This is a genomic window from Desulforamulus hydrothermalis Lam5 = DSM 18033, from assembly GCF_000315365.1.
Taxonomy (GTDB): domain Bacteria; phylum Bacillota; class Desulfotomaculia; order Desulfotomaculales; family Desulfotomaculaceae; genus Desulfotomaculum; species Desulfotomaculum hydrothermale.
On record NZ_CAOS01000007.1, the window covers coordinates 90,949 to 110,566 of the forward strand.

General features: G+C 49.2%; 21 protein-coding genes and 2 pseudogenes. 18 read left to right on the forward strand and 5 right to left on the reverse strand.

Features of this window, described 5'->3' with window-relative positions; genetic code table 11:
* The first annotated feature begins 3 nt into the window (after positions 1–3).
* The 16 genes and pseudogenes from DESHY_RS05105 (at position 4) to DESHY_RS13540 (ending at position 15,769) form a co-directional block, all read left to right on the forward strand.
* Positions 4–1,521, forward strand: a complete 1,518-nt coding sequence (locus DESHY_RS05105; protein ID WP_048817902.1) for a 2-isopropylmalate synthase — start codon at positions 4–6, stop codon at positions 1,519–1,521.
* A 32-nt stretch (positions 1,522–1,553) separates the two neighbouring features.
* Complete coding sequence (gene leuC / locus DESHY_RS05110; RefSeq protein ID WP_008410940.1) at positions 1,554–2,816, forward strand: 3-isopropylmalate dehydratase large subunit; 1,263 nt, start codon at positions 1,554–1,556, stop codon at positions 2,814–2,816.
* The gene (gene leuD, locus DESHY_RS05115) at positions 2,817–3,317 is read left to right on the forward strand and encodes a 3-isopropylmalate dehydratase small subunit (RefSeq protein ID WP_008410942.1); all 501 of its coding nucleotides are present in this window, start codon (positions 2,817–2,819) and stop codon (positions 3,315–3,317) included.
* The gene (leuB, locus tag DESHY_RS05120; protein WP_008410944.1) at positions 3,310–4,389 is read left to right on the forward strand and encodes a 3-isopropylmalate dehydrogenase; all 1,080 of its coding nucleotides are present in this window, start codon (positions 3,310–3,312) and stop codon (positions 4,387–4,389) included. The genes leuD and leuB overlap by 8 nt, the downstream gene beginning before the upstream one ends.
* A gap of 31 nt (positions 4,390–4,420) precedes the next feature.
* On the forward strand, positions 4,421–6,010 hold the full coding sequence (gene cimA / locus DESHY_RS05125) for a citramalate synthase (RefSeq protein ID WP_008410946.1): 1,590 nt from the start codon (positions 4,421–4,423) through the stop codon (positions 6,008–6,010).
* A gap of 190 nt (positions 6,011–6,200) precedes the next feature.
* Entirely contained in the window at positions 6,201–7,025 is an 825-nt protein-coding gene (cdaA, locus tag DESHY_RS05130; RefSeq protein ID WP_008410948.1) for a diadenylate cyclase CdaA, read from the forward strand.
* Positions 7,022–7,996 carry a CdaR family protein gene (locus DESHY_RS05135; protein ID WP_008410949.1) on the forward strand — a complete coding sequence of 325 codons (975 nt, stop codon included), beginning with the start codon at positions 7,022–7,024 and terminating at the stop codon, positions 7,994–7,996. The genes cdaA and DESHY_RS05135 overlap by 4 nt, the downstream gene beginning before the upstream one ends.
* 133 nt (positions 7,997–8,129) lie before the next feature.
* Positions 8,130–9,464, forward strand: a complete 1,335-nt coding sequence (gene glmM / locus DESHY_RS05140; protein ID WP_008410950.1) for a phosphoglucosamine mutase — start codon at positions 8,130–8,132, stop codon at positions 9,462–9,464.
* Between the two features lie 359 nt (positions 9,465–9,823).
* Positions 9,824–11,654, forward strand: a pseudogene (glmS, locus tag DESHY_RS05145) (glutamine--fructose-6-phosphate transaminase (isomerizing)).
* 141 nt (positions 11,655–11,795) lie between these two features.
* Positions 11,796–12,065, forward strand: a complete 270-nt coding sequence (locus DESHY_RS05150; RefSeq protein ID WP_008410954.1) for an ArsR/SmtB family transcription factor — start codon at positions 11,796–11,798, stop codon at positions 12,063–12,065.
* 164 nt (positions 12,066–12,229) lie between these two features.
* Positions 12,230–12,673: a C-GCAxxG-C-C family protein gene (locus DESHY_RS05155; protein WP_008410955.1), complete on the forward strand. Its 444-nt coding sequence runs from the start codon at positions 12,230–12,232 to the stop codon at positions 12,671–12,673.
* Between the two features lie 50 nt (positions 12,674–12,723).
* Positions 12,724–13,038 carry an ArsR/SmtB family transcription factor gene (locus tag DESHY_RS05160; RefSeq protein ID WP_008410956.1) on the forward strand — a complete coding sequence of 105 codons (315 nt, stop codon included), beginning with the start codon at positions 12,724–12,726 and terminating at the stop codon, positions 13,036–13,038.
* 50 nt (positions 13,039–13,088) lie between these two features.
* Positions 13,089–14,354, forward strand: coding sequence for an arsenite methyltransferase (gene arsM, locus DESHY_RS14800; protein WP_008410958.1), 1,266 nt, complete (start codon positions 13,089–13,091; stop codon positions 14,352–14,354).
* 175 nt (positions 14,355–14,529) lie between these two features.
* On the forward strand, positions 14,530–14,856 hold the full coding sequence (locus tag DESHY_RS05170; RefSeq protein WP_008410960.1) for a transposase: 327 nt from the start codon (positions 14,530–14,532) through the stop codon (positions 14,854–14,856).
* A 187-nt stretch (positions 14,857–15,043) separates the two neighbouring features.
* Positions 15,044–15,346, forward strand: coding sequence for an IS3 family transposase (locus DESHY_RS14845; protein ID WP_082210467.1), 303 nt, complete (start codon positions 15,044–15,046; stop codon positions 15,344–15,346).
* A 60-nt stretch (positions 15,347–15,406) separates the two neighbouring features.
* Positions 15,407–15,769 carry an IS3 family transposase gene (locus DESHY_RS13540; protein WP_008410964.1) on the forward strand — a complete coding sequence of 121 codons (363 nt, stop codon included), beginning with the start codon at positions 15,407–15,409 and terminating at the stop codon, positions 15,767–15,769.
* A gap of 223 nt (positions 15,770–15,992) precedes the next feature.
* Here DESHY_RS13540 and DESHY_RS05180 read toward each other — a convergent pair whose 3' ends face one another.
* Complete coding sequence (locus DESHY_RS05180; RefSeq protein WP_008410965.1) at positions 15,993–16,595, reverse strand: IS21 family transposase; 603 nt, start codon at positions 16,593–16,595, stop codon at positions 15,993–15,995.
* 83 nt (positions 16,596–16,678) lie between these two features.
* On the opposite strand from DESHY_RS05180, the gene DESHY_RS14000 reads away from it, so the two are divergent.
* Positions 16,679–16,846 carry a hypothetical protein gene (locus DESHY_RS14000; protein ID WP_160162480.1) on the forward strand — a complete coding sequence of 56 codons (168 nt, stop codon included), beginning with the start codon at positions 16,679–16,681 and terminating at the stop codon, positions 16,844–16,846.
* Positions 16,847–16,858: 12 nt separating this feature from the next.
* Here the strand turns inward: DESHY_RS14000 and istB are convergent, their stop codons facing one another.
* The 4 genes and pseudogenes from istB to DESHY_RS14540 all read right to left on the reverse strand — a co-directional run bounded on the left by istB (position 16,859) and on the right by DESHY_RS14540 (position 19,079).
* Entirely contained in the window at positions 16,859–17,623 is a 765-nt protein-coding gene (gene istB / locus DESHY_RS05185; protein WP_008410967.1) for an IS21-like element helper ATPase IstB, read from the reverse strand.
* Positions 17,620–18,282 (reverse strand): Mu transposase domain-containing protein, encoded by a 663-nt coding sequence (locus DESHY_RS14535; protein ID WP_476580437.1) that lies wholly within the window; start codon positions 18,280–18,282, stop codon positions 17,620–17,622. The genes istB and DESHY_RS14535 overlap by 4 nt, the downstream gene beginning before the upstream one ends.
* A gap of 24 nt (positions 18,283–18,306) precedes the next feature.
* Positions 18,307–18,525, reverse strand: a pseudogene (locus tag DESHY_RS14925) (integrase core domain-containing protein); the annotation flags it as partial.
* Entirely contained in the window at positions 18,498–19,079 is a 582-nt protein-coding gene (locus DESHY_RS14540; protein ID WP_008410969.1) for a transposase, read from the reverse strand. The gene DESHY_RS14540 and the pseudogene DESHY_RS14925, both read right to left, overlap by 28 nt.
* A 313-nt stretch (positions 19,080–19,392) precedes the next feature.
* On the opposite strand from DESHY_RS14540, the gene DESHY_RS14390 reads away from it, so the two are divergent.
* Positions 19,393–19,618: hypothetical protein (locus tag DESHY_RS14390; protein WP_207635913.1), on the forward strand; the 226-nt coding region annotated here is incomplete at its 3' end.

Sequence of the window (19,618 nt, forward strand, 5' to 3'; positions counted from 1 at the left end):
GGTTTGAGCAACCGGGTTTATATTTTTGACACAACCCTGCGGGATGGTGAGCAATCCCCGGGCGTCAGTTTAAACATCAACGAAAAACTGCAAATTGCCAGGCAACTGGCCCGCCTGGGTGTGGATATTCTCGAAGCCGGTTTTCCCATTACCTCCCACGGGGATTTTGCCGCTGTGCAGGCAGTGGCCCGGGAAGTGCGGGGAGTTACGGTGGCCGGCTTGGCCCGGGCCAATTTTAAAGACATTGATTGCGCCTGGGAAGCCTTGCGGGATGCCGAACAGCCCCGCATCCATACCTTTATTGCCACTTCGGATATACACCTGCAATACAAGCTGCGCAAGAACCGGGATCAGGTGGTGGAGGCGGCTGTGGCGGCGGTGCGGCACGCCAGAAAATACACTTCGGATGTAGAGTTTTCGGCGGAGGATGCCTCCCGTTCGGATGTGGATTACCTGGCCCGGGTGTTTGGCGAGGTAATTAAAGCAGGCGCTACGGTAATTAACATACCGGATACCGTAGGTTATGCCATGCCCGATGAGTTTGCCCGGTTTATTAAACAGGTGATGGAGAAAACACCGGGCATTGAAAAGGTAGTGGTCAGCGTACACTGCCACGATGACCTGGGGTTAGCGGTGGCCAATTCCCTGGCTGCCGTTGGAGCAGGCGCCCGTCAGGTGGAGGGGACCGTTAACGGCATTGGTGAGCGGGCGGGCAACGCCGCCCTGGAAGAAGTGGTGATGGGCCTGTACACCCGCCAGGATCTTTACCGCCTCACCACCGGTTTTAACACCCGGGAAATTTACCGCACCAGCCGGTTGGTTAGTTCGTTAACCGGCATGCCGGTGCAGCCTAACAAAGCAGTGGTGGGCAAAAACGCCTTTGCCCACGAGTCCGGCATCCACCAGGACGGCGTGTTGAAAGAACGCACCACCTACGAAATTATGAACCCGGAGCTGGTTGGCATTGCGGCCAGCAACCTGGTGCTGGGCAAACATTCCGGCCGGCATGCCTTCCGGGACCGTTTGGCGGAGCTGGGCTACAACCTGTCGGATGAAGAATTGAACCTGGCCTTTGCCAGATTCAAGGCACTGGCCGATAAAAAGAAAGAAATTACGGATGACGACCTGCAGGCCCTTGTGGAAGATGAAATCAGGCATATCCCGGATACCTATACGCTGGAATACTTCCACATTTCCAGCGGCAGTACGGTGGTGCCGACAGCCACCGTAGGGCTTAGGGTAGGGGAGGAACGGCAGGAAGATGCCGCCTGCGGCGACGGCCCGGTGGATGCCATCTACAAGGCTGTGGACAAAATTACCGGCATTTCCTGCACTTTGGTTAACTATGCCATTAATGCCATTACCGGCGGCACAGACGCCCTGGGCGATGTTACCGTAAAACTAAAGTGCAGCGGCCAGGAAAAAATTTACACCGGCCGGGGGGTCAGCACCGATATTTTGGAAGCATCCGCCAAAGCCTATGTCAATGCCGTAAATAAATTGATTTATGACAGAAGTTAAGCATTTTTAGCTAATATGAGAGGTGAAGTACCGTGCCCATGACCATAACAGAAAAGATACTGGCTGCGGCAGCAGGAAAAGATAGCGTCAAACCGGGGGAGCTGATTAACGCCAAGGTAGACCTGGTGCTGGCCAACGATATTACCGCACCGGTGGCCATTAAAGAATTTCAAAAAATCGGCCTGACCAGGGTTTGGGATAAAGAACGGGTAGCCCTGGTGCCCGACCATTTTACCCCCAACAAAGACATCAAGTCTGCGGAACAGGCAAAACTGGTGCGGGACTTTGCCCACAGCCAGGAACTGACCAATTATTTTGAAGTGGGCCGTATGGGCATTGAACACTGCCTGCTGCCCGAACAGGGGCTGGTGGGTCCCGGCGATGTGGTGATCGGGGCTGATTCCCACACCTGCACTTACGGTGCTTTGGGTGCCTTTGCCACCGGGGTAGGCAGCACCGACCTGGCTGCCGCCATGGCCCTGGGCGAAACCTGGTTTAAAGTACCGGAATCCCTGAAGTTTGTTTATCACGGTTCCTTAAACAAATGGGTGGGCGGCAAAGACCTCATCCTTTATACGATCGGCCAAATCGGGGTGGACGGCGCCCTCTACCGGGCCATGGAATTTTGCGGCGAAGCCATCCGCCGGCTTTCCATGGACGGACGGTTTACCATGTGCAATATGGCCATTGAAGCGGGCGGCAAAAACGGCATTATTGAGCCGGATGAGATTACCCGGCAGTATGTAGAGGGTCGGGCCAAACGCCCCTACACCTTTTATACCAGCGATCCGGATGCCGTTTATGCAGCGGTTTACGAATTTGATGCAAGCAAAATTGAACCCCAGGTGGCTTTTCCTCACCTGCCGGAGAACGCCCGGCCGGTGAGCCAGGCCGGCCAGGTGGAAATCCACCAGGCGGTCATCGGTTCTTGCACCAACGGGCGGATGGAAGATTTGCGCCTGGCTGCCCAAGTGCTGCAGGGCAAAAAAGTGAACAAGCGGGTCAGGTTAATTATTATCCCGGGTACCCAGGAAATATACCGCCAGGCCATGCGGGAAGGACTGTTTGAAATTTTCCTGGATGCCGGCGCGGTGGTCAGCACCCCCACCTGCGGCCCCTGCCTGGGCGGCCATATGGGCATTTTGGCCAAGGGGGAACGCTGCATTGCCACCACCAACCGCAACTTTGTGGGCCGCATGGGCCACCCGGAAAGTGAAGTATACCTGGCCAACCCGGCAGTTACCGCTGCCAGTGCCGTGACAGGCCGCATATCACATCCCGAGGAGGTGCTGTAAATGAAGCTGCAGGGTAAAGTATGGAAATTTGGCAACGATGTGGATACCGATTTAATTATTGCGGCACGCTACCTTAACAGCTCCGACCCGGCAGAGCTGGCCAGGCACTGCATGGAGGATGCCGACCCGCAGTTTGCCTCCCGGGTAAAGCCCGGCGATATCCTGGTGGCGGGCAAAAATTTTGGCTGCGGCAGCTCCCGGGAACACGCGCCCATTGCCATTAAGGCGGCCGGGGTATCCTGTGTGGTGGCGAAATCCTTTGCCCGGATATTTTACCGCAACGCCTTTAATATCGGCCTGCCTATTTTTGAATGTCCCGAGATTATTGATGAACTGCAGGAAGGGGATGTTATTGCGGTAGACGCAGCCACGGGCGCCATCACCAACCTGACTGACGGAAAAACTTACCAGGCCGTACCCATTCCCGATTTTATGCGGCAGATTATTGAAGCGGGCGGGCTGATTAACTACGTTAAAGGGCGGGTGAAGCAGGATGTATAAAATTGCGCTGCTGCCCGGCGACGGTATCGGCCCGGAAATAATCCCCCAGGCGGTCAGAGTGCTGCAGGCGGTGGGGGAAAAATATAACCGTCAGTTTGCGTTGCAAACCGCTTTAATCGGCGGGGCAGCTTACGATGCCACCGGCCACCCGCTGCCGGAGGAAACCCTGGCGGTCTGCCGTAACAGCGATGCTGTTTTACTGGGGGCGGTAGGCGGCCCCAAATGGGATAACCTGGCCCCCGAACTGCGGCCGGAGCGGGGGGCCCTGTTGCCGCTGCGCAAAAAGCTGGGGCTGTATGCCAACCTGCGCCCGGCAGTGGTAAATCCTGCCCTGGCGACTGCTTCCACCCTAAAAGAAGATATTGTGGCAGGGTTGGATATTTTGATTATCAGGGAACTTACCGGCGGTCTATACTTTGGCCAAAAACACCGGCAGGACTTGCCGGGGGGCGGCCAAAAAGCGGTTGAAACCCTGGAATATACCACCCATGAGGTGGCCCGGGTGGCCCGGCTGGGTTTTGAAATGGCCCGCCGGCGCCGTAAAAAGCTGACCTCGGTGGATAAAGCCAACGTGCTGGAAAGCTCCCGCCTGTGGCGGGAAGTGGTGGAAAGCCTGGCCGGCGAATACCCGGATGTGGAATTAAGCCACATGTATGTGGATAATTGCGCCATGCAACTGGTGCGCAACCCCAAACAGTTTGACGTGCTGATAACCGAAAACATGTTTGGCGATATTTTAACCGACCTGGCTTCCCAACTTACCGGTTCCATTGGCATGCTGCCTTCCGCCAGCCTGGGCGGCGAAGTGGCCCTGTATGAACCTATCCACGGTTCAGCACCGGATATAGCCGGTCAAAACCTGGCCAATCCTATTGCCACCATCCTGTCGGCGGCCATGATGCTGCGCATTTCCTTTGGCCTGGAGGATGAAGCTGCCGCTGTTGAACGGGCGGTAAATAAGGTACTGCAACAGGGCTACCGCACCGGTGACATCATGCAGCCGGGCAAAACACGCCTGGGTACAGTGGAAATGACCGATGCCGTTATCAGTGCGCTGGGCCAGGATGCCTGACCGTTAAGAAAAACCCCATAGCATAAATGAGGTGGTTCACATTGGGAATTTAAAGGCAACCATTAAAATTTACGATACCACCCTGCGGGACGGCACCCAGGGGGAAGGGGTCAGCCTTTCGGCCGATGATAAAATTAAAATTGCCCTGCGTTTAGACGAAATGGGCTTTCATTATATCGAGGGGGGCTGGCCCGGTTCCAACCCTAAAGATATGGAATTCTTTAACCGTATCCGGCAGTACCCCTTGAAAAACGCTATCATAACCGCCTTTGGCAGTACCTGCCGGCCCGGCGTGGCAGCCGATCAGGATGCCAACCTTAACTGCCTGCTGGCAGCCGGCGTTAAGGCGGCCGCTATTTTCGGCAAAGCCTGGGATTTTCATGTTATCAGGGCCTTAAACACCACCCTGGAAGAAAATTTGCGCATGGTAAGGGAGTCGGTGGCCTATCTTAAGGCCCATGGCCTGACGGTGTTCTTTGACGGGGAGCATTTTTTTGACGGGTACAAAGCTAACCCCGATTATGCCCTGGAGGTTTTGCGGGCGGCCGTACAGGGGGGCGCGGATGCCGTGATTCTCTGCGATACCAACGGCGGCAGCCTGCCCCTGGAGGTTTGGCAGGCGGTTAGCCGGGTTAAGGAGGAGCTGCCCGGAGTAGAACTGGGTATCCATGCCCATAATGACGGCGAGATGGCGGTGGCCAACACACTGATGGCGGTGCAGGCAGGGGCTGTTCAGGTGCAGGGTACCGTTAACGGGTTGGGCGAGCGGTGCGGCAATGCCAACCTTTGTTCCGTCATCCCCAATCTTACCTTTAAACTGGGCTGCACCACCATCCCCCGGGAAAACCTGGTTTACCTGACCGAGCTTTCCCGCTATGTCTATGAACTGGCCAACTTAAACCCGGTGGCCAACCAGCCTTATGTGGGCGAGAGTGCCTTTGCCCACAAGGGAGGCATCCATGTCAGTGCCCTGTTAAAAGAACCGGGTACCTACGAACACCTGGACCCGGCGCTGGTGGGCAATACCCGGCGGGTGTTGATGTCTGAACTGGCGGGAATTTCTAACCTGCTGTATAAATACAAAGAACTGCATTTAGATAAAAACAGCCCCGAGGGCAGGCAGGTATTAGACCGGTTGAAAAACCTGGAACACCGCGGCTACCAGTTTGAGGCGGCCGAGGGATCCCTGGAACTGATGCTGCGCAAGGCCCTTAACGGTTACCGGGAGCCTTTCCAACTGCAAAGCATGCGGCTGATTCTGGAAATGCGGGAGGAACAGCCTATCCATTCGGAAGCGGTAATTAAGCTAAAGGTGGGAGATGAGGTTGTTCATACGGCAGCGGAGGGCAACGGACCGGTCAATGCCCTGGACAACGCCCTGCGCAAAGCCCTGGAAACTTTTTATCCCGAAGTGGCGGGCCTGCGGCTGCTGGATTACAAAGTGCGGGTACTGCAAGAAAAGGCCGGCACCGAAGCCATGGTGCGTGTTTTAATTGAAACCGGCAACGGTAAAAAAACCTGGGGCACCGTAGGGGTTTCCACCAACATTATTGAAGCCAGCTGGCAGGCCCTGGCCGACAGCATGGCTTACGGCCTGCTGGAAGAACACAAAATCCAGTGACAAGGCAAGCTTTCCCGGCATAATAAGATTGGGACTTAGGGCCCAATCTTATTTTTTACTTCCCCAAAAGTGAAAATATTCCTTATAATAACTAGAAGGTTAAATGAAATATGTTAGCGAAAAAACAAATAAGGATTAGTCCATCTTTCTGAGAAATACTACAAATATCTGAAGGTGGGGGGAGTGCCGGTTGCTGGAACAACTGAAGGCGCTGAACCTTGATATATTTAACTTTACCAGCATTTTAGACATTTTGCTGGTCAGCTATGTATTTTATCGCTTTATGCTGATTATTCAGGGCACCCGGGCGGTGCAGCTGATTAAGGGCTTGGTGGTGCTGCTGGTGGCCACCACCGTCAGCAGCTGGTTGCACCTGTACACCGTTAACTGGCTGCTGCAACAGGTGATGACTGCCCTGGTGGTGGCGTTGCCCATCGTATTTCAGCCGGAACTGCGGCGGGCCCTGGAAACTCTGGGGCGGGGCAAGTTTTTCAGCCGTACCGTTAACACTCTGAAAGAAGCAGACCGCAGCCGGATGATTAACGAGGTGGTGCGGGCGGTGCAGGTGTTAACCAAAAATAAAATGGGTGCCCTCATCATTATCGAAAGGGTCACCGGGTTGGAAGAATACATTGATACCGGCATAAAAATTGACGGTATTGTTACGGCGGAATTTCTGGTGAATATATTCATCCCCAACACCCCCCTGCATGACGGGGCGGTTGTTATCCGGGGCGACCGGGTAACTGCGGCCGCCTGTTTTTTGCCCCTGTCGGAAAACCCATACATCAGTAAGGAACTGGGCACCCGGCACCGGGCCGGCATTGGCATAAGCGAAGTATCCGATGCGGTGGCGGTTATTGTCTCTGAAGAAACAGGTGCCATTTCAATGGCAATGGACGGCGAAATTGACCGCATGCTGGATGAATCTACCCTGAAACAAAAATTAAATGACGCTTTGGAGCAAAAACAACCCGGTTCCTTAGGCAGCATTTTTAGGAGGAACGAAGCATGATCCGGCTGAAATGGAGCAAAAACACCATGCTGTTGCTTTCAGTGCTGCTGGCCTTGCTGCTCTGGGTTTACGTTAACATCGTGCAAAATCCCGTTAAAGAGCAGGAATTCAGGGTAGCCCTGGAAACCAGGGGGGAACTGCCCCAGGGCTTAACCGTCAGCGGCCTGCCCAAAAGCGTAACCGTGCGGGTGCAGGGGAAAAATACCCAGCTTTCCGGCATCCGGTCTGCAGATTTTCAGGCTTATGTTGATTTGGGCAACATCGGCGAAGGAGAAAACAGCCGGCCTGTGCAGGTATCCGCTCCCAGCGGCCTGCAGGTAATACAGGTAAACCCTGCCCGGTTAAACCTGGTGGCAGAAAGGTTGATCCAAAAACAACTGCCGGTGGCTGCTGCGGTGAAGGGCGAGCCCTTGAGCGGCTATACCGCCCTGGAACCGGTGGTGCAACCCACGGCGGTTTTGGTGCGGGGGCCGGCCAAGGTGCTGCAGGATCTCAAAAAACTGGAGCTGACGGTTGATATTACAGGCACCAGCCAAAATATCGAACAACAACTGATGATACCGCTGCCGGCGGGAGTTGCCGCCACGCCCGACAGGGTTAAGGTACTGGTGCCCGTTACCCGGGCCCTGCCTTCCCGTACCCTGCCGGTGGTGCCCCGCTATTCCGGCAGCCCGGCCGATCCCTACCAACTGCTGCGGGTGATTCCCCAACCGGCCACCGTCCAGGTTTACGCCCCGGTGGAAGTGCTGCAGAACCTGGACATCATCAATACTGAAACCATCCGCATTGACGGTATCACCGGTGATGTTATTAAGGAAGCCCGGTTACTGCTGCCGGCCGGAGTGGTGGATATAATTCCCGGCAAAGTGGAGCTGGCCTTCCAGGTTAAACCCAAGCAGCCGGCGGACCCGGAGCCGGTTGAAAAACCCCAGGACAATACCGGCCCGGCGGCACCGGAGGTGCAGCCCTGATTAGCCCCGGCGGGCGTCCTCCAAATAGTAGCGCCCGGGTTATTTAAAAAATTGACAGTCAAAAGTTATTGGTTATATAATAGCTTTGATTATTATGGGTTTGCTTGTGATATAAGGAGGAAACAGTGAGATAATGGCAAAATTATTTGGCACCGACGGTGTGCGCGGCGTGGCCAATACCCAGCTGACAGCCGAGCTGGCCTACCGGCTGGGGCGGGCCGGTGCTCATGTTTTAACCAGGCAGGGTCAGCCGAAAAAAGTTATTATCGGCCGGGATACCAGGATTTCCGGCGACATGCTGGAGGCTGCCCTGGCTGCCGGCGTTTGCTCGGTTGGCGTGGATGTCTACCAGGTTGGCGTATTGCCCACACCGGCTATTGCTTATTTAACCAGAGCGCTGGGAGCGGGTGCCGGGGTGGTTATTTCTGCCTCCCACAACCCGGTTGAGGATAACGGCATTAAATTTTTCGGGCCCAGCGGTTACAAACTGCCTGATGAACTGGAAACCCAGATTGAAAAACTGGCCACCGATGCGGAAGATAAGCTGCCCAAACCCACCGGCGGCGAACTGGGCCGCATGTACAGGGTGGAGGATGCCTTAGATCGCTATGTGGAATATGTTAAAACCACTGTTAATACCGACCTCAAAGGCCTTAAAGTGGTGGTAGACTGCGCCAACGGGGCGGCTTATAGGGTAGCGCCCCGGGTTTTAGCTGAACTGGGAGCGGAGGTTATTGCCATTAATCACCTGCCGGACGGTGTTAATATTAATGACAACTGCGGTTCCACCCATCCCGAGGGCCTGATGGCAGAGGTGGTTAAGCAGGGTGCCCATTTGGGCCTGGCACATGACGGCGATGCCGACCGGGTGCTGGCGGTGGACAGCGCCGGCAACCTGGTGGACGGCGACCAGATTATGGTTATCTGTGCCAAACACCTTAAGGCCAAGGGAAAACTACGCAAAAATACCGTTGTGGTAACCGTGATGAGCAACCTTGGTTTGCACAAGGCTTTGGAAAAGAGCGGCATCAGTGTGGTAGAAACCAAAGTAGGCGACCGCTATGTGCTGGAAAAACTGCTGGAAACCGGCACCCGCTTTGGCGGCGAGCAGTCCGGGCATATTATCTTTCTGGAGCACAACACCACCGGCGACGGTATTATCACAGCGCTGCAGCTGCTGGCGGTGGTTAAAGAAACCGGTAAATCCCTGGCCCAACTGGCGGAACAAATGGAAAAATACCCGCAAATATTGCAAAACGTCAGGGTACAGGATAAAACCGCAGTTATGAACAGCCCCATCATTACCGAAGCCATTCGCCGTTTTGAGCGGGATTTGGCCGGCCAGGGGCGAATTCTGGTACGTCCCTCCGGCACCGAGCCGCTGGTGCGCATTATGGTGGAAGGCAAAGACATGGCAGAATTGCAGACCATTGTCGACAAAATGGCAGAAATTGTGGGCAGCATTTAACTGCTGCCCGCATAATATAAAGTTGACAACAACCCTGTAATCCGCTAAGGGGGGTGATAAGGACGGTTCAAAAGAAAACTGCATAAAAAAACAAGCGCCAGAGCCCAGCTTGTGCTGGGTTGACGAGGAGAGGGAAGATCGAATTTTTCGGCGGATGCCCTCCGGCCCGGTCACGGCCGCAGCGTAGAACAAATCCGGGAGGCAACTTCCGGGCCAAAAACTACAGGTGACCAGCAGGCGGCATTTTGCAGTGTTCACGCCCTGGTATGGTATTGCCTTAATCAGGGTAAATTACACAGAAAAACAACAAGCCGTAGCCGGTGTGGCTGCGGCATGCTATTTTAAGGAGGTCGACATCTATGTGCGGCGTAGTCGGTTATGTAGGCAGCAGACCTGCCACTCCCATAATTTTAGAAGGATTAAAAAAGCTTGAATATAGAGGTTACGATTCTTCCGGTGTTGCGGTGCTGGATCAGGACGGGTTGAAAGTGGAAAAGAAAATGGGGCGCCTGTCCGAACTGGAAAAGGCTTTAAGCGGCAAAGAACTGGATGCCACCATCGGTATTGGCCATACCCGCTGGGCTACCCACGGCCGTCCCAGCGACATTAATGCCCACCCCCACACCTCCAACGACGGCAAAATTGCGGTGGTGCACAACGGCATTATTGAAAACTACCTGCAGCTGCGGGAATGGTTGTCTGCCATGGGCCATGTATTTAAATCCGAAACCGATACCGAGGTAATTCCCCACTTAATTGAGCATTTTTATAAAGGTGACCTGGTGGAAGCGGTGCAAAAAACGGTTTCGCACCTGGAAGGCTCCTATGCCATTATGGCCATCTCGGTGGACCAGCCGGGGCGGATTGTGGCGGTACGTCAAGATATGCCGCTGGTGGTGGGGCTGGGGCAGGGCGAAAACCTGCTGGCTTCAGATATTCCGGCCCTGTTAAAACACACCCGCCGCTGTTACCTGCTTAATGACGGTGATGTGGTGGAGTTAAGAGCAGACCGGGTAATCATCCGGGATGTCAGCGGCAAAGTGGTGGAAAAGGAAATCTTTGAAGTTACCTGGGATGCCGAAGAGGCCGAAAAGGGCGGCTATGACCATTTCATGCTGAAAGAAATCTACGAGCAGCCCCCGGGCCCTGCGGGATACTCTGAAAGGCCGCATTTCCCATGCCGGCGACAAAGTTATGCTGGATGAAATTAATATGACGCCGGAACAAATCAAGGGTATTAAACGAATTGTCATTACTGCTTGCGGCACAGCCTATCATGCCGGCCTGGTAGGCAAATATGTTATTGAACAGTTGGTGCGGCTGCCGGTGGAAGTGGACATTGCTTCCGAATTCCGCTACCGTGACCCCATTATAGATAAAGATACCCTGGTGGTGGTGGTGAGCCAGTCCGGCGAAACCGCCGATACCTTGGCTGCCCTGCGGGAAGCCCGGCGGCGCGGCGCCCGGGTGGTGGCAATTACCAACGTGATCGCCAGCTCAGTGGCCCGGGAAGCTGACGACATCATTTATACCTGGGCCGGCCCGGAAATTTCAGTGGCTTCCACCAAGGCCTATACCACCCAGCTGGTGGCCATGTACCTGCTGGCCCTCTACCTGGCCCAGGAACGCAACACCCTGGCTGCCGGCAATATTAAAGAAATCCTGGGCGAACTGAAATCAATTTATGCCAAAGCCCAGGAAGTGTTGGATAATGCGGCGCCCGTTAAAGAATTTGCCCAGCAGTACCACCGGTCCGAAGATACCTTCTTCATCGGCCGCGGCCTGGACTATGCCGTTGCTCTGGAAGGTTCCTTGAAACTGAAGGAGATTTCCTACATCCATGCGGAAGCCTATGCGGCCGGCGAACTCAAACACGGCACCCTGGCCCTCATTGTGGAAAACATCCCGGTAATTGCCCTGGCCACCCAGCAAAGCCTGTTTGAAAAGATGGTCAGCAACATTAAAGAAGTTAAAGCCAGGGATGCTTCGGTAATTGCCCTGGCCATGGAAGGCCATACCGAAGTGGCCAAAATTGCCGACCGGGTGCTGTATATTCCCAAAACGCACCAGATTTTGGCGCCCATCCTGACAGTTATCCCGCTGCAGCTGCTGGCCTATTACATGGCTGTATACCGGGGCTGCGATGTGGATAAACCGAGAAATTTGGCCAAGAGCGTGACGGTGGAGTAGGAGTAGCGATCATATTATGTTGTTGCTTCAATGATAATAAAGTTGGTAACCGAATAATATACTTGGTAACTCTATAGTAAAGTCGGTAACTAAGTAATAATATTGGTAACTAGTGGGCGCAGCTGTAAATTTTCAATACAAATGACCCCTGTCCTAAAAAGGCTGGGGTCATTTGTTGTAAGTATTTACAGGTGTGTTCGAATAGGGGAACTTTGTGTCTGTGAAATATTTGAAGAACTTAACGTTGAACAAGCAAATACTTCCCAACACCTTGCAGTAATGAAAAAACAGGATATCCTGCAAAGTAGAAAGGAAGGCTTAAAGGCCATCTACAGCATTAAGTATCCTGAAATTATAGAAAGCTGGATGTTTTGGGGCAAATACTTGTCAAACAGGCTAATGAAAATATGAAAACCTTTGGTGAAATAGCCAATGGTTAGTTCACAAGGCACGCCTATACTTTTGGTGTGTCTTATTTTTTTGTATTAACATCAAAATAATTTGACATGATATTGCTAGCATCAAAATTATTTGATATGATATGTGTAATTATTATTACATTTAGGAGGTTGGTCATGAATCAAGTTGAGAAAGCTGTTAAGCTATTTGAAGAAGGATATCTATGTTCCCAGGCAATACTTGCAACCTACGGCCCCGAATTTGGGATTTCCAGAGAGACAGCATTAAAACTGTCTGCACCCTTTGGCGGAGGGGTTGCTCGGATGGCGGAAACATGTGGCGCTGTTAACGGTGCATTTATGGTACTAGGACTGAAATATGGTCATACTGAGGCTCGTGACGGACAGACAAAAGAGAAGGCATATGCCATAGTTAAGGAGTTTGTTAATGAATTTGAAGCCAAAAACGGAACTATAACCTGTAAGGAACTGTTAAACTGCGATATAAGTAACAATGATGAACTAAAAAGGGCCAGAGAAGAGAAGTTATTTACTACAATTTGTCCCAAACTTGTGAAGGATGCTGCGGAAATTTTGGATCGAATTCTAAAAGATAAATAAGATTATTTTATTTAACTTGAAATATCAAACTTATTTGATATGATATAACTATGATAGATACAGTTAAAATAGCAAAGGCCTTAAGTGATCCTATCCGTTACAAAATAATGCTGATGCTGGCCCAAAGTGAGGAGGGTTGTTGTCCTATTCCCGGTGAGGACGACAAAAGGCCGGGGTTTTGTAATTGCGAATTAATGTCAGCATTGGGCATGATTCAGTCCAGAGTGTCCTATCACATGAAGGAATTAGTGGATGCGGGTCTGGTCACAGAGGAACCCAGAGGTAAGTGGAAAATGTATTTTATTAATACTAAGGCTTTAAGACAATATATTGAACAAATTACACAGGATTTTGCCTTGAAATAATTTTTTTAAGCAATTGCATCAAATAAATTTGATGCAAAAGGAGGTTCGTTATGAAGATAGATATTAGAGAACTTGTTAAAGAAAAATATGCCCAGGCTATCACTAACAAAGGTAGTTGCTGTGGTGGAAGTAGTTGTTGTGGGGGAGATTCCTTAAGTCAAGCTACGAAAATTATCACCGGTAACCTATATCAGCAGGATCAGGTTGTAGGATTGCCTGAAGATTTGGTGGCAAAAACTTTCGGATGTGGCAACCCCACTGCTCTAACGGAACTACATGCGGGTGAAGTAGTATTGGACTTGGGGAGTGGCGCTGGGCTGGATGTTCTCTTATCTGCCCAACGAGTGGGACCCTATGGAAAAGCCTTTGGTTTAGATATGACCGATGAAATGTTATCAGCAGCCAGAGCGAATCAGGCTAAAACAGGCATTAGTAATGCGGAATTTCTTAAAGGGCATATTGAAGATATTCCGTTACCGGATAACAGCGTAGATGTTATTATCTCTAACTGCGTTATCAATCTTTCATCAGACAAGGATCGTGTGTTAAAGGAAGCATATCGGGTACTAAGGCCAGGAGGTAGATTTGCTGTATCTGATATTGTTTTAACTCGCCCACTCCCACCAAAAGTACAGCAAGATTTAATGGCCTGGGCGGGATGTATCGCCGGTGCACTGCAAGAAAAAGAATATCGAGAAAAACTTACTGCAGCAGGATTTCAAAATGTTGAGATTCAGGTAACCCGAGTCTACGATTTAACAAGTTCACAGGGGAAGGACATTCTGCCCAACTTAACAGATGATGAACGTCATGAATTAAACGGGTCAATAGTCAGTGCCTTTATCCGGGCAAAGAAAGCAAATATTAAGCTTACACCAGGCTTGGACTATCATATCCGTTCTGCCAATAGCAGTGATTACCCAGCTATTGAAAGACTCTTAAGTTCTAATGGTCTCCCGGTAGAGGGGATATTAGAGAATTTGAATGATTTTTTTGTGGCCGATTATGATGGCAATATAGTAGGTGTTATTGGCATGGAGAGGTCTGGAACATCAGTATTGCTGCGTTCATTAGCAGTTTCCGTTGACCGGCGTAAGTCAGGAATTGCCACAGCACTTGTAAATAAAGCTCTAGAAAGAGCCATTCAAACTGGAGGGAATACAGCGTATTTACTTACTAATACAGCAGCTACCTATATGGCAAGATGGGATTTTACTAAAATAGAGCGAAGTGAGATTCCGGAAAGTCTATTGCAAAAATCAGCATTAAATTGTGCCTGTTATGACAGTATATGTATGAAGTTAGATTTATTGTAAGAGGATATTAGATATCTATATTAAAATTAAACTTTTTTCTCAACAGGAAAACTTCGCTAGAAGTTGGAACGATTATAAACTTAGAGCATGGCTGCAAGGACTATTTAGCCCCTTGAAAAGATTTGAGTCTTATCCCCAAATGATATAAACTTTAATCAACAGAAAGGGGATAAGAATGAAGCGCAAGAGATACCCAAAGGAATTTAAAGACCAATTAATTCAAGAAACAGTGGAAACCGGTAACGTCGTACAAGTGGCCAAGCGCCACGAAATCAGCCCCAAAACCCTCTACCGCTGGATTAGCCGGTCAAAACACAAAGCATGGGAGCATACAAGCAGCGGAGCAAAGAAAACAGCAGTTTATGTGCCCTCACATCAAGAGTTTAAACAATTAGAAAAGGAAAACAATCAATTAAAAAAACTCCTGGGCGAAAAGGATCTTGAAATCGCCATATTGAGGGATTTAATAAAAAAGAAAAACCCGGGCTTTCATACAGAATAGAAATAGCCGACAAATGGATTGCCCGGGGATACTAAGCAGCCATTGTATTGCGGATTGTCGGCGTAAATGAAGCCACCTACTATTACCGCAAAAAATATCCTCCTAAGGAGCGGCGCGAATACAATGGCGGAAGAAAAATTCCTGGATATTCACTAACTTTAAACAATCAGCCAATTAGAATGAACAAATTAAAGAATGGCTTTTAGAGCTAATTGCCGGGGAAGAAAACGTATATGGGTACCGTAAGCTTACACGATGCTTGCAACGCCAGTATAACCTCGTGGTTAACAAAAAGAAAGTATATCGTCTTTGCAAGGAGTTAGACATATTAGAGCCGCAACGCAGGGTACGCCTTAAACACCCGCGCAGAATTGCTATGAACCGGGAAATAACAGGCTCCAACCAGCTATGGGAAATCGACGTTAAATACGGATATATTGCAGGCGAAAATAGATTTTTTTACTTAATGTGTATCATAAGATGTTTATGATCGGATGATTATAGATTATCATATTGGGCTTTTCTGCGAAGGAAAACATGCCGCCCAGCTTTGTGGAAACGTCGGCTATTTTCTGAGTCAACCAGGCCAATTATTAGAAATGACAATGGTCCACAGTTTATTAGCCATGCCTTTGAAGATGCTTGTTCGGAATATGGCACAGAACATGAGCGTATTCCACCCAAGACACCGAACAAAAACGCCCATATTGAATCATTTCATGCTATTTTGGAAAGGGATTGCCTGAGCAGGCACGAATTTGCCAGTTACCAGGATGCCTACCGGATTGTTAGTGATCATATTCAGTTTTACAACCAACGCCGCCTGCATGGCAGTTTATATGATTTATCGCCATTGGAATTTATTAATCAATTAGCAGCAGGCAGAGTGAAACCATTTATCGTAAAAGTTTAATCAAGCATGTTTTTGGTGAGTCCCAGAGGTTCCTTTGGATTAAGCACCAAGCGCCGTAGGGTAGCCTTGACAGCCCGTTAAAAGGGCTGTGGTATAATTTTATCCTGACGGAACGTATAACCTTATTGCATGTTTTCGGAGCCGCCCGTCGGTATTTAAATAGCACCGCAGTCCTTAGGGCTGTCAAGGCCGCTGGTCCTTCATGGAAAGTTTAAACGTTAACTTAATAAAAAACTATGGAAAAAGACGATTTTGGGATAAAGACTCTAATAATAGGGGGTTTAACCGCCAACGGAACCGAGTAGCGATTGCCGTTGTACCAAACAGTATTGTCTTTTCGAACTCGTCTTGTTATACTATTGGTACAACTTATTTCCATTTTTTCAAGAACCGGTCGAAGGTGTTGTTTTTCGAGGACGAACACTTCCGCCGGTATTTTCTTTGTCGTGTTATGCTTCTTTCCGTTACCTGTCCGTTCTAGCCAAGCCAGGCAATCTTCGTTTAGCTTGTCCAGGTTAAAGAACATCCGATGTTTAGCAAAGTTCTTTTTTACGTATCCCACTACGTTTTCTATCCGTCCTTTGCTCTCTGGGTCCTGTTTACGGCACATGTAGATTTGAAAACCCCGTTTTTTCGCATAAGCGGCAAATTCATGCGTCATAATCAGGTCTCCGTAGTTTTCGCTGACCAGGATAAGATGGTCTTGGTCGTAGACAATCTCTTTTGTCATACCACCAAAGTATGCAAAAGCATTTTCATGAATCTGGATAACATCTGCCGTTGTAAAGGGCCGGTCAAGCCACGCCACGTATTTATTGATTGTCAATAGATTTGACCCACCTTGTGCAAATAAATTTGACCCACCTGAATACCTAAAATAATAAAACAATCACGGATGAGGCGAAAATTTTGCCTGGCTCGCTTCCGCTCAGCCATGACAGGTACCGTCAGCAGCCGGTTCAGGAGCGAGGCAATGAGGAGATGATTGGGCTAACCGCCTCGCCTCAATCAATTGTACCGGTTGCTGCCGCCTGTAAGGCAGGCAAAATTTTAGCATTTAAAGGTCAAAGAGCATGAGGTTATGGGCTTTCATTTTAATGGGTTGTTTTCTGGTTTTAGCTTGCCCTTTAGCCTATAGCTTGTCCCGTTGATATAAAATATCCGGGCATGATGGACAAGCCGGTCAATTATGGCCGCCGCCACCACCTGGTCAGAAAATATCCCCCCCCATTCATTAAAGTTATAATTGCTGGTTAAGATAATACTTCCCTTCTCATAGCGCATGGAGACCAAGCGGAAAAGAAGATCGGCCTGCTCTTTGCTTACTGGCATATAACCAAGTTCATCTATTATCAAAAGATTAAGCCGGGAATAGCCCAGGAGCTTGTCCATAAGACTACCATCCCGTGAGCTTAGCATTAATTCTTCCATCAGCTTCTGGGCAGTAATAAATACCACTCGGTATTTGGCCATGCATGCCTTAATACCAAGGGCTACTGACAGGTGGGTCTTGCCCACCCCAGGCGGGCCTAAGAAAATTACATTTTCCTTTTTCTCAATAAAGTCCAAAGAACTTAAGCTGATGATTTCTTTTTCTCTTAGTGAAGGCTGAAAGCTAAAGTCAAATTCCTCCAATGTTTTAATATATGGAAAGCGGGCTTTGTTAATTTTAGTCCTGACTGTTCCCTCGTTTTTTCTTTTTAATTCCTCTTCGAATAACAGAGAGAGGTATTCTTTATAAGACAAGTTGTTTTGACTTGCCTTTTCCGTGATTTCCTGATAATGTGTAAGTACACCTTTCAGTTTTAATGCTTTCATCTGGCTTTCTAAATAACTGGTCAACTTATTGCTCATGAAATTGCCGCCTCGCTTTCATTCAGGTCATAATAAGAAAGGTCACGTTTAATTTTCATTGATGGCAGATTAAGATTTGTCTTGTTATAACCAGCCAAAGAAAGCGGGGTAATTTCTTTTTTCTCCAGTAGTCTTTTAATACTATTTTTGTGAAAAGAGCCGATATTCAGACATTCTTTTATGGCTGTAATAATTTCTTCAGTGGTATATATGTTTTGGTAGCGTATAATTTCTGCTAAATGCCAGTAGAGGTTGGCACCTGCCTGATTACGCAGGCCCTCCAGATAAACCTGGCCAGCTTCGCCAAAAGTGCTGATAAACTTCTCTACCAGAGCGGAACGAACTCTGGTTTTCTTTTCTTGAAATTGACGATTCATAGCCTCATGTTCCGGGTGGACCGGACGGCTGGCTTGTTTCTGCAGGTAAAGATCAAACTCACTCAGCAGTTTTCCAGCCTCGTCATATACTTTCATTCGCCGTCCATAGATAATCTCTGTCCACACCCTTTTTGTGCAGTAGCGCATGGGGACGGGATAAAGATTACCCTCATAGGAAATATAGCCATCATTACTTACCCTCCTGGGTTCTTTGAATTGTAATAAAGCCGGTTCGATAGAAGGTATTTTCAACAGGTGTGCTTTTTCTTCTTCTTCAAACATTTGCTCCGGTGGCCGCCCCAACGTGCTGTGGGGTCTTTTATTGTATTCATCCTGGAATTCTCTAAGTTTAACGGCAAAATCACTTAAACTGTCCACCTCCAGGCCACGCAGCAGTTGTTCCTGAACATAATAAAACGGACGTTCAACTTTTCCTTTTGTTCTGGCACGGTACTTTTCGCAGGCTGATGGCTGGATACCATATAAACCACAGAACTTTAGAAAATCATCATTGTAACGAACGATACCGTCCCCCGGTGGGTAATAACCATTTGCTTGGCATTGTCCATTACCAGTTCCAGAGCATACCCGCCAAAAAAATCAAAGGATTCAGCAAGGGCACGGATTACGTCGGCCGTGGTTATACTCAAAGAGAAGGCATAATGTTTCATCCGACTGCATGATAAGACTACTTCATGGATATATATTTTTACTGGCTTTCCGGCAACCGGCAGCATCCACTCCTTCCAATCATACTGCATCTGCCTGCCAGGATCAGTTTCAACACGGGTAGTAGCTAATTTATCGGCCTTATCATCTTCTTTAAAGGCTCGCAGGAAACGGTGTACACTGGATAAAGAGCCTTTGTAGCCTTTTTGAACCAATTCTTTGTGGATTCTTGTACCAATATAGCCTTTATGGAGCATAGTTTGGATTTCTTCACGGTACTGATCAAGTTGTTTTTCATGCTTTCTGGCCTTAAACTCCGGCGGATTAACATCTCTTAGGTATTTTCTAACGGTGTTTCTTGATACGCCCACTGTTTTGGCTATTTTTCTGAATGCTAACCCCCTGGGCATACAGAGCTTTAAAACGTTGCCATTTGTACATTACTGACCAACTTTTTTTTGCATCCCCCTTTTCGGGGGAAATTTTATCATATGGGTGGGGCAGTTTTATTTGACAATCAAGGGGTCAATTCTATTTTACGAACTATAAGGTGGACCGGGGCCCTTGGCGGGAATTGAAAAAGGGAAAAATAAGTCTGGGCCGAACCAAAAGGGGGGGTAGGAATAAACCAACCCGCCCAACAAAAAATCTTTTTGCCCAGAATGGCTAAAAAAAACCCCCCAAATTTTTTCGGCCATAAAAAAGGGGGGCTTTTTTAAAAAAGTGGAAAAAAAACAAAAAATTTGGGCCCGGAAGAAAACTTTTCCCAAAACCTCCCCAAACAAAAAAAGGGTGTGGGCGAAAAATTTCCCCGCGCCCCCACCCCCGGAAAAAAAAGGAAAAAAAAAGGCTCCCGGGCCAAATAGAACCCCACCAGTGGGAGACATCACTAATAATAAAAAAAAAAAAAAAAAAAAAATTTTATTTTATGCCCCCCTCCGGGGGGGGT

What these genes read in the sequence shown, in the direction of transcription:
- leuB (WP_008410944.1), top strand. Translation starts at nt 3,310, where the DNA reads ATGTATAAAATTGCGCTGCTGCCCGGCGACGGTATCGGCCCGGAAATA.
- DESHY_RS05135 (WP_008410949.1), top strand. Translation starts at nt 7,022, where the DNA reads ATGATCCGGCTGAAATGGAGCAAAAACACCATGCTGTTGCTTTCAGTG.
- DESHY_RS05160 (WP_008410956.1), top strand. Translation starts at nt 12,724, where the DNA reads ATGATAGATACAGTTAAAATAGCAAAGGCCTTAAGTGATCCTATCCGT.
- arsM (WP_008410958.1), top strand. Translation starts at nt 13,089, where the DNA reads ATGAAGATAGATATTAGAGAACTTGTTAAAGAAAAATATGCCCAGGCT.
- glmM (WP_008410950.1), top strand. Translation starts at nt 8,130, where the DNA reads ATGGCAAAATTATTTGGCACCGACGGTGTGCGCGGCGTGGCCAATACC.
- DESHY_RS05155 (WP_008410955.1), top strand. Translation starts at nt 12,230, where the DNA reads ATGAATCAAGTTGAGAAAGCTGTTAAGCTATTTGAAGAAGGATATCTA.
- DESHY_RS14540 (WP_008410969.1), bottom strand. Translation starts at nt 19,079, where the DNA reads ATGCCCAGGGGGTTAGCATTCAGAAAAATAGCCAAAACAGTGGGCGTA.
- DESHY_RS14535 (WP_476580437.1), bottom strand. Translation starts at nt 18,282, where the DNA reads ATGTTTGAAGAAGAAGAAAAAGCACACCTGTTGAAAATACCTTCTATC.
- istB (WP_008410967.1), bottom strand. Translation starts at nt 17,623, where the DNA reads ATGAGCAATAAGTTGACCAGTTATTTAGAAAGCCAGATGAAAGCATTA.
- DESHY_RS05150 (WP_008410954.1), top strand. Translation starts at nt 11,796, where the DNA reads ATGACCCCTGTCCTAAAAAGGCTGGGGTCATTTGTTGTAAGTATTTAC.
- leuD (WP_008410942.1), top strand. Translation starts at nt 2,817, where the DNA reads ATGAAGCTGCAGGGTAAAGTATGGAAATTTGGCAACGATGTGGATACC.
- DESHY_RS05170 (WP_008410960.1), top strand. Translation starts at nt 14,530, where the DNA reads ATGAAGCGCAAGAGATACCCAAAGGAATTTAAAGACCAATTAATTCAA.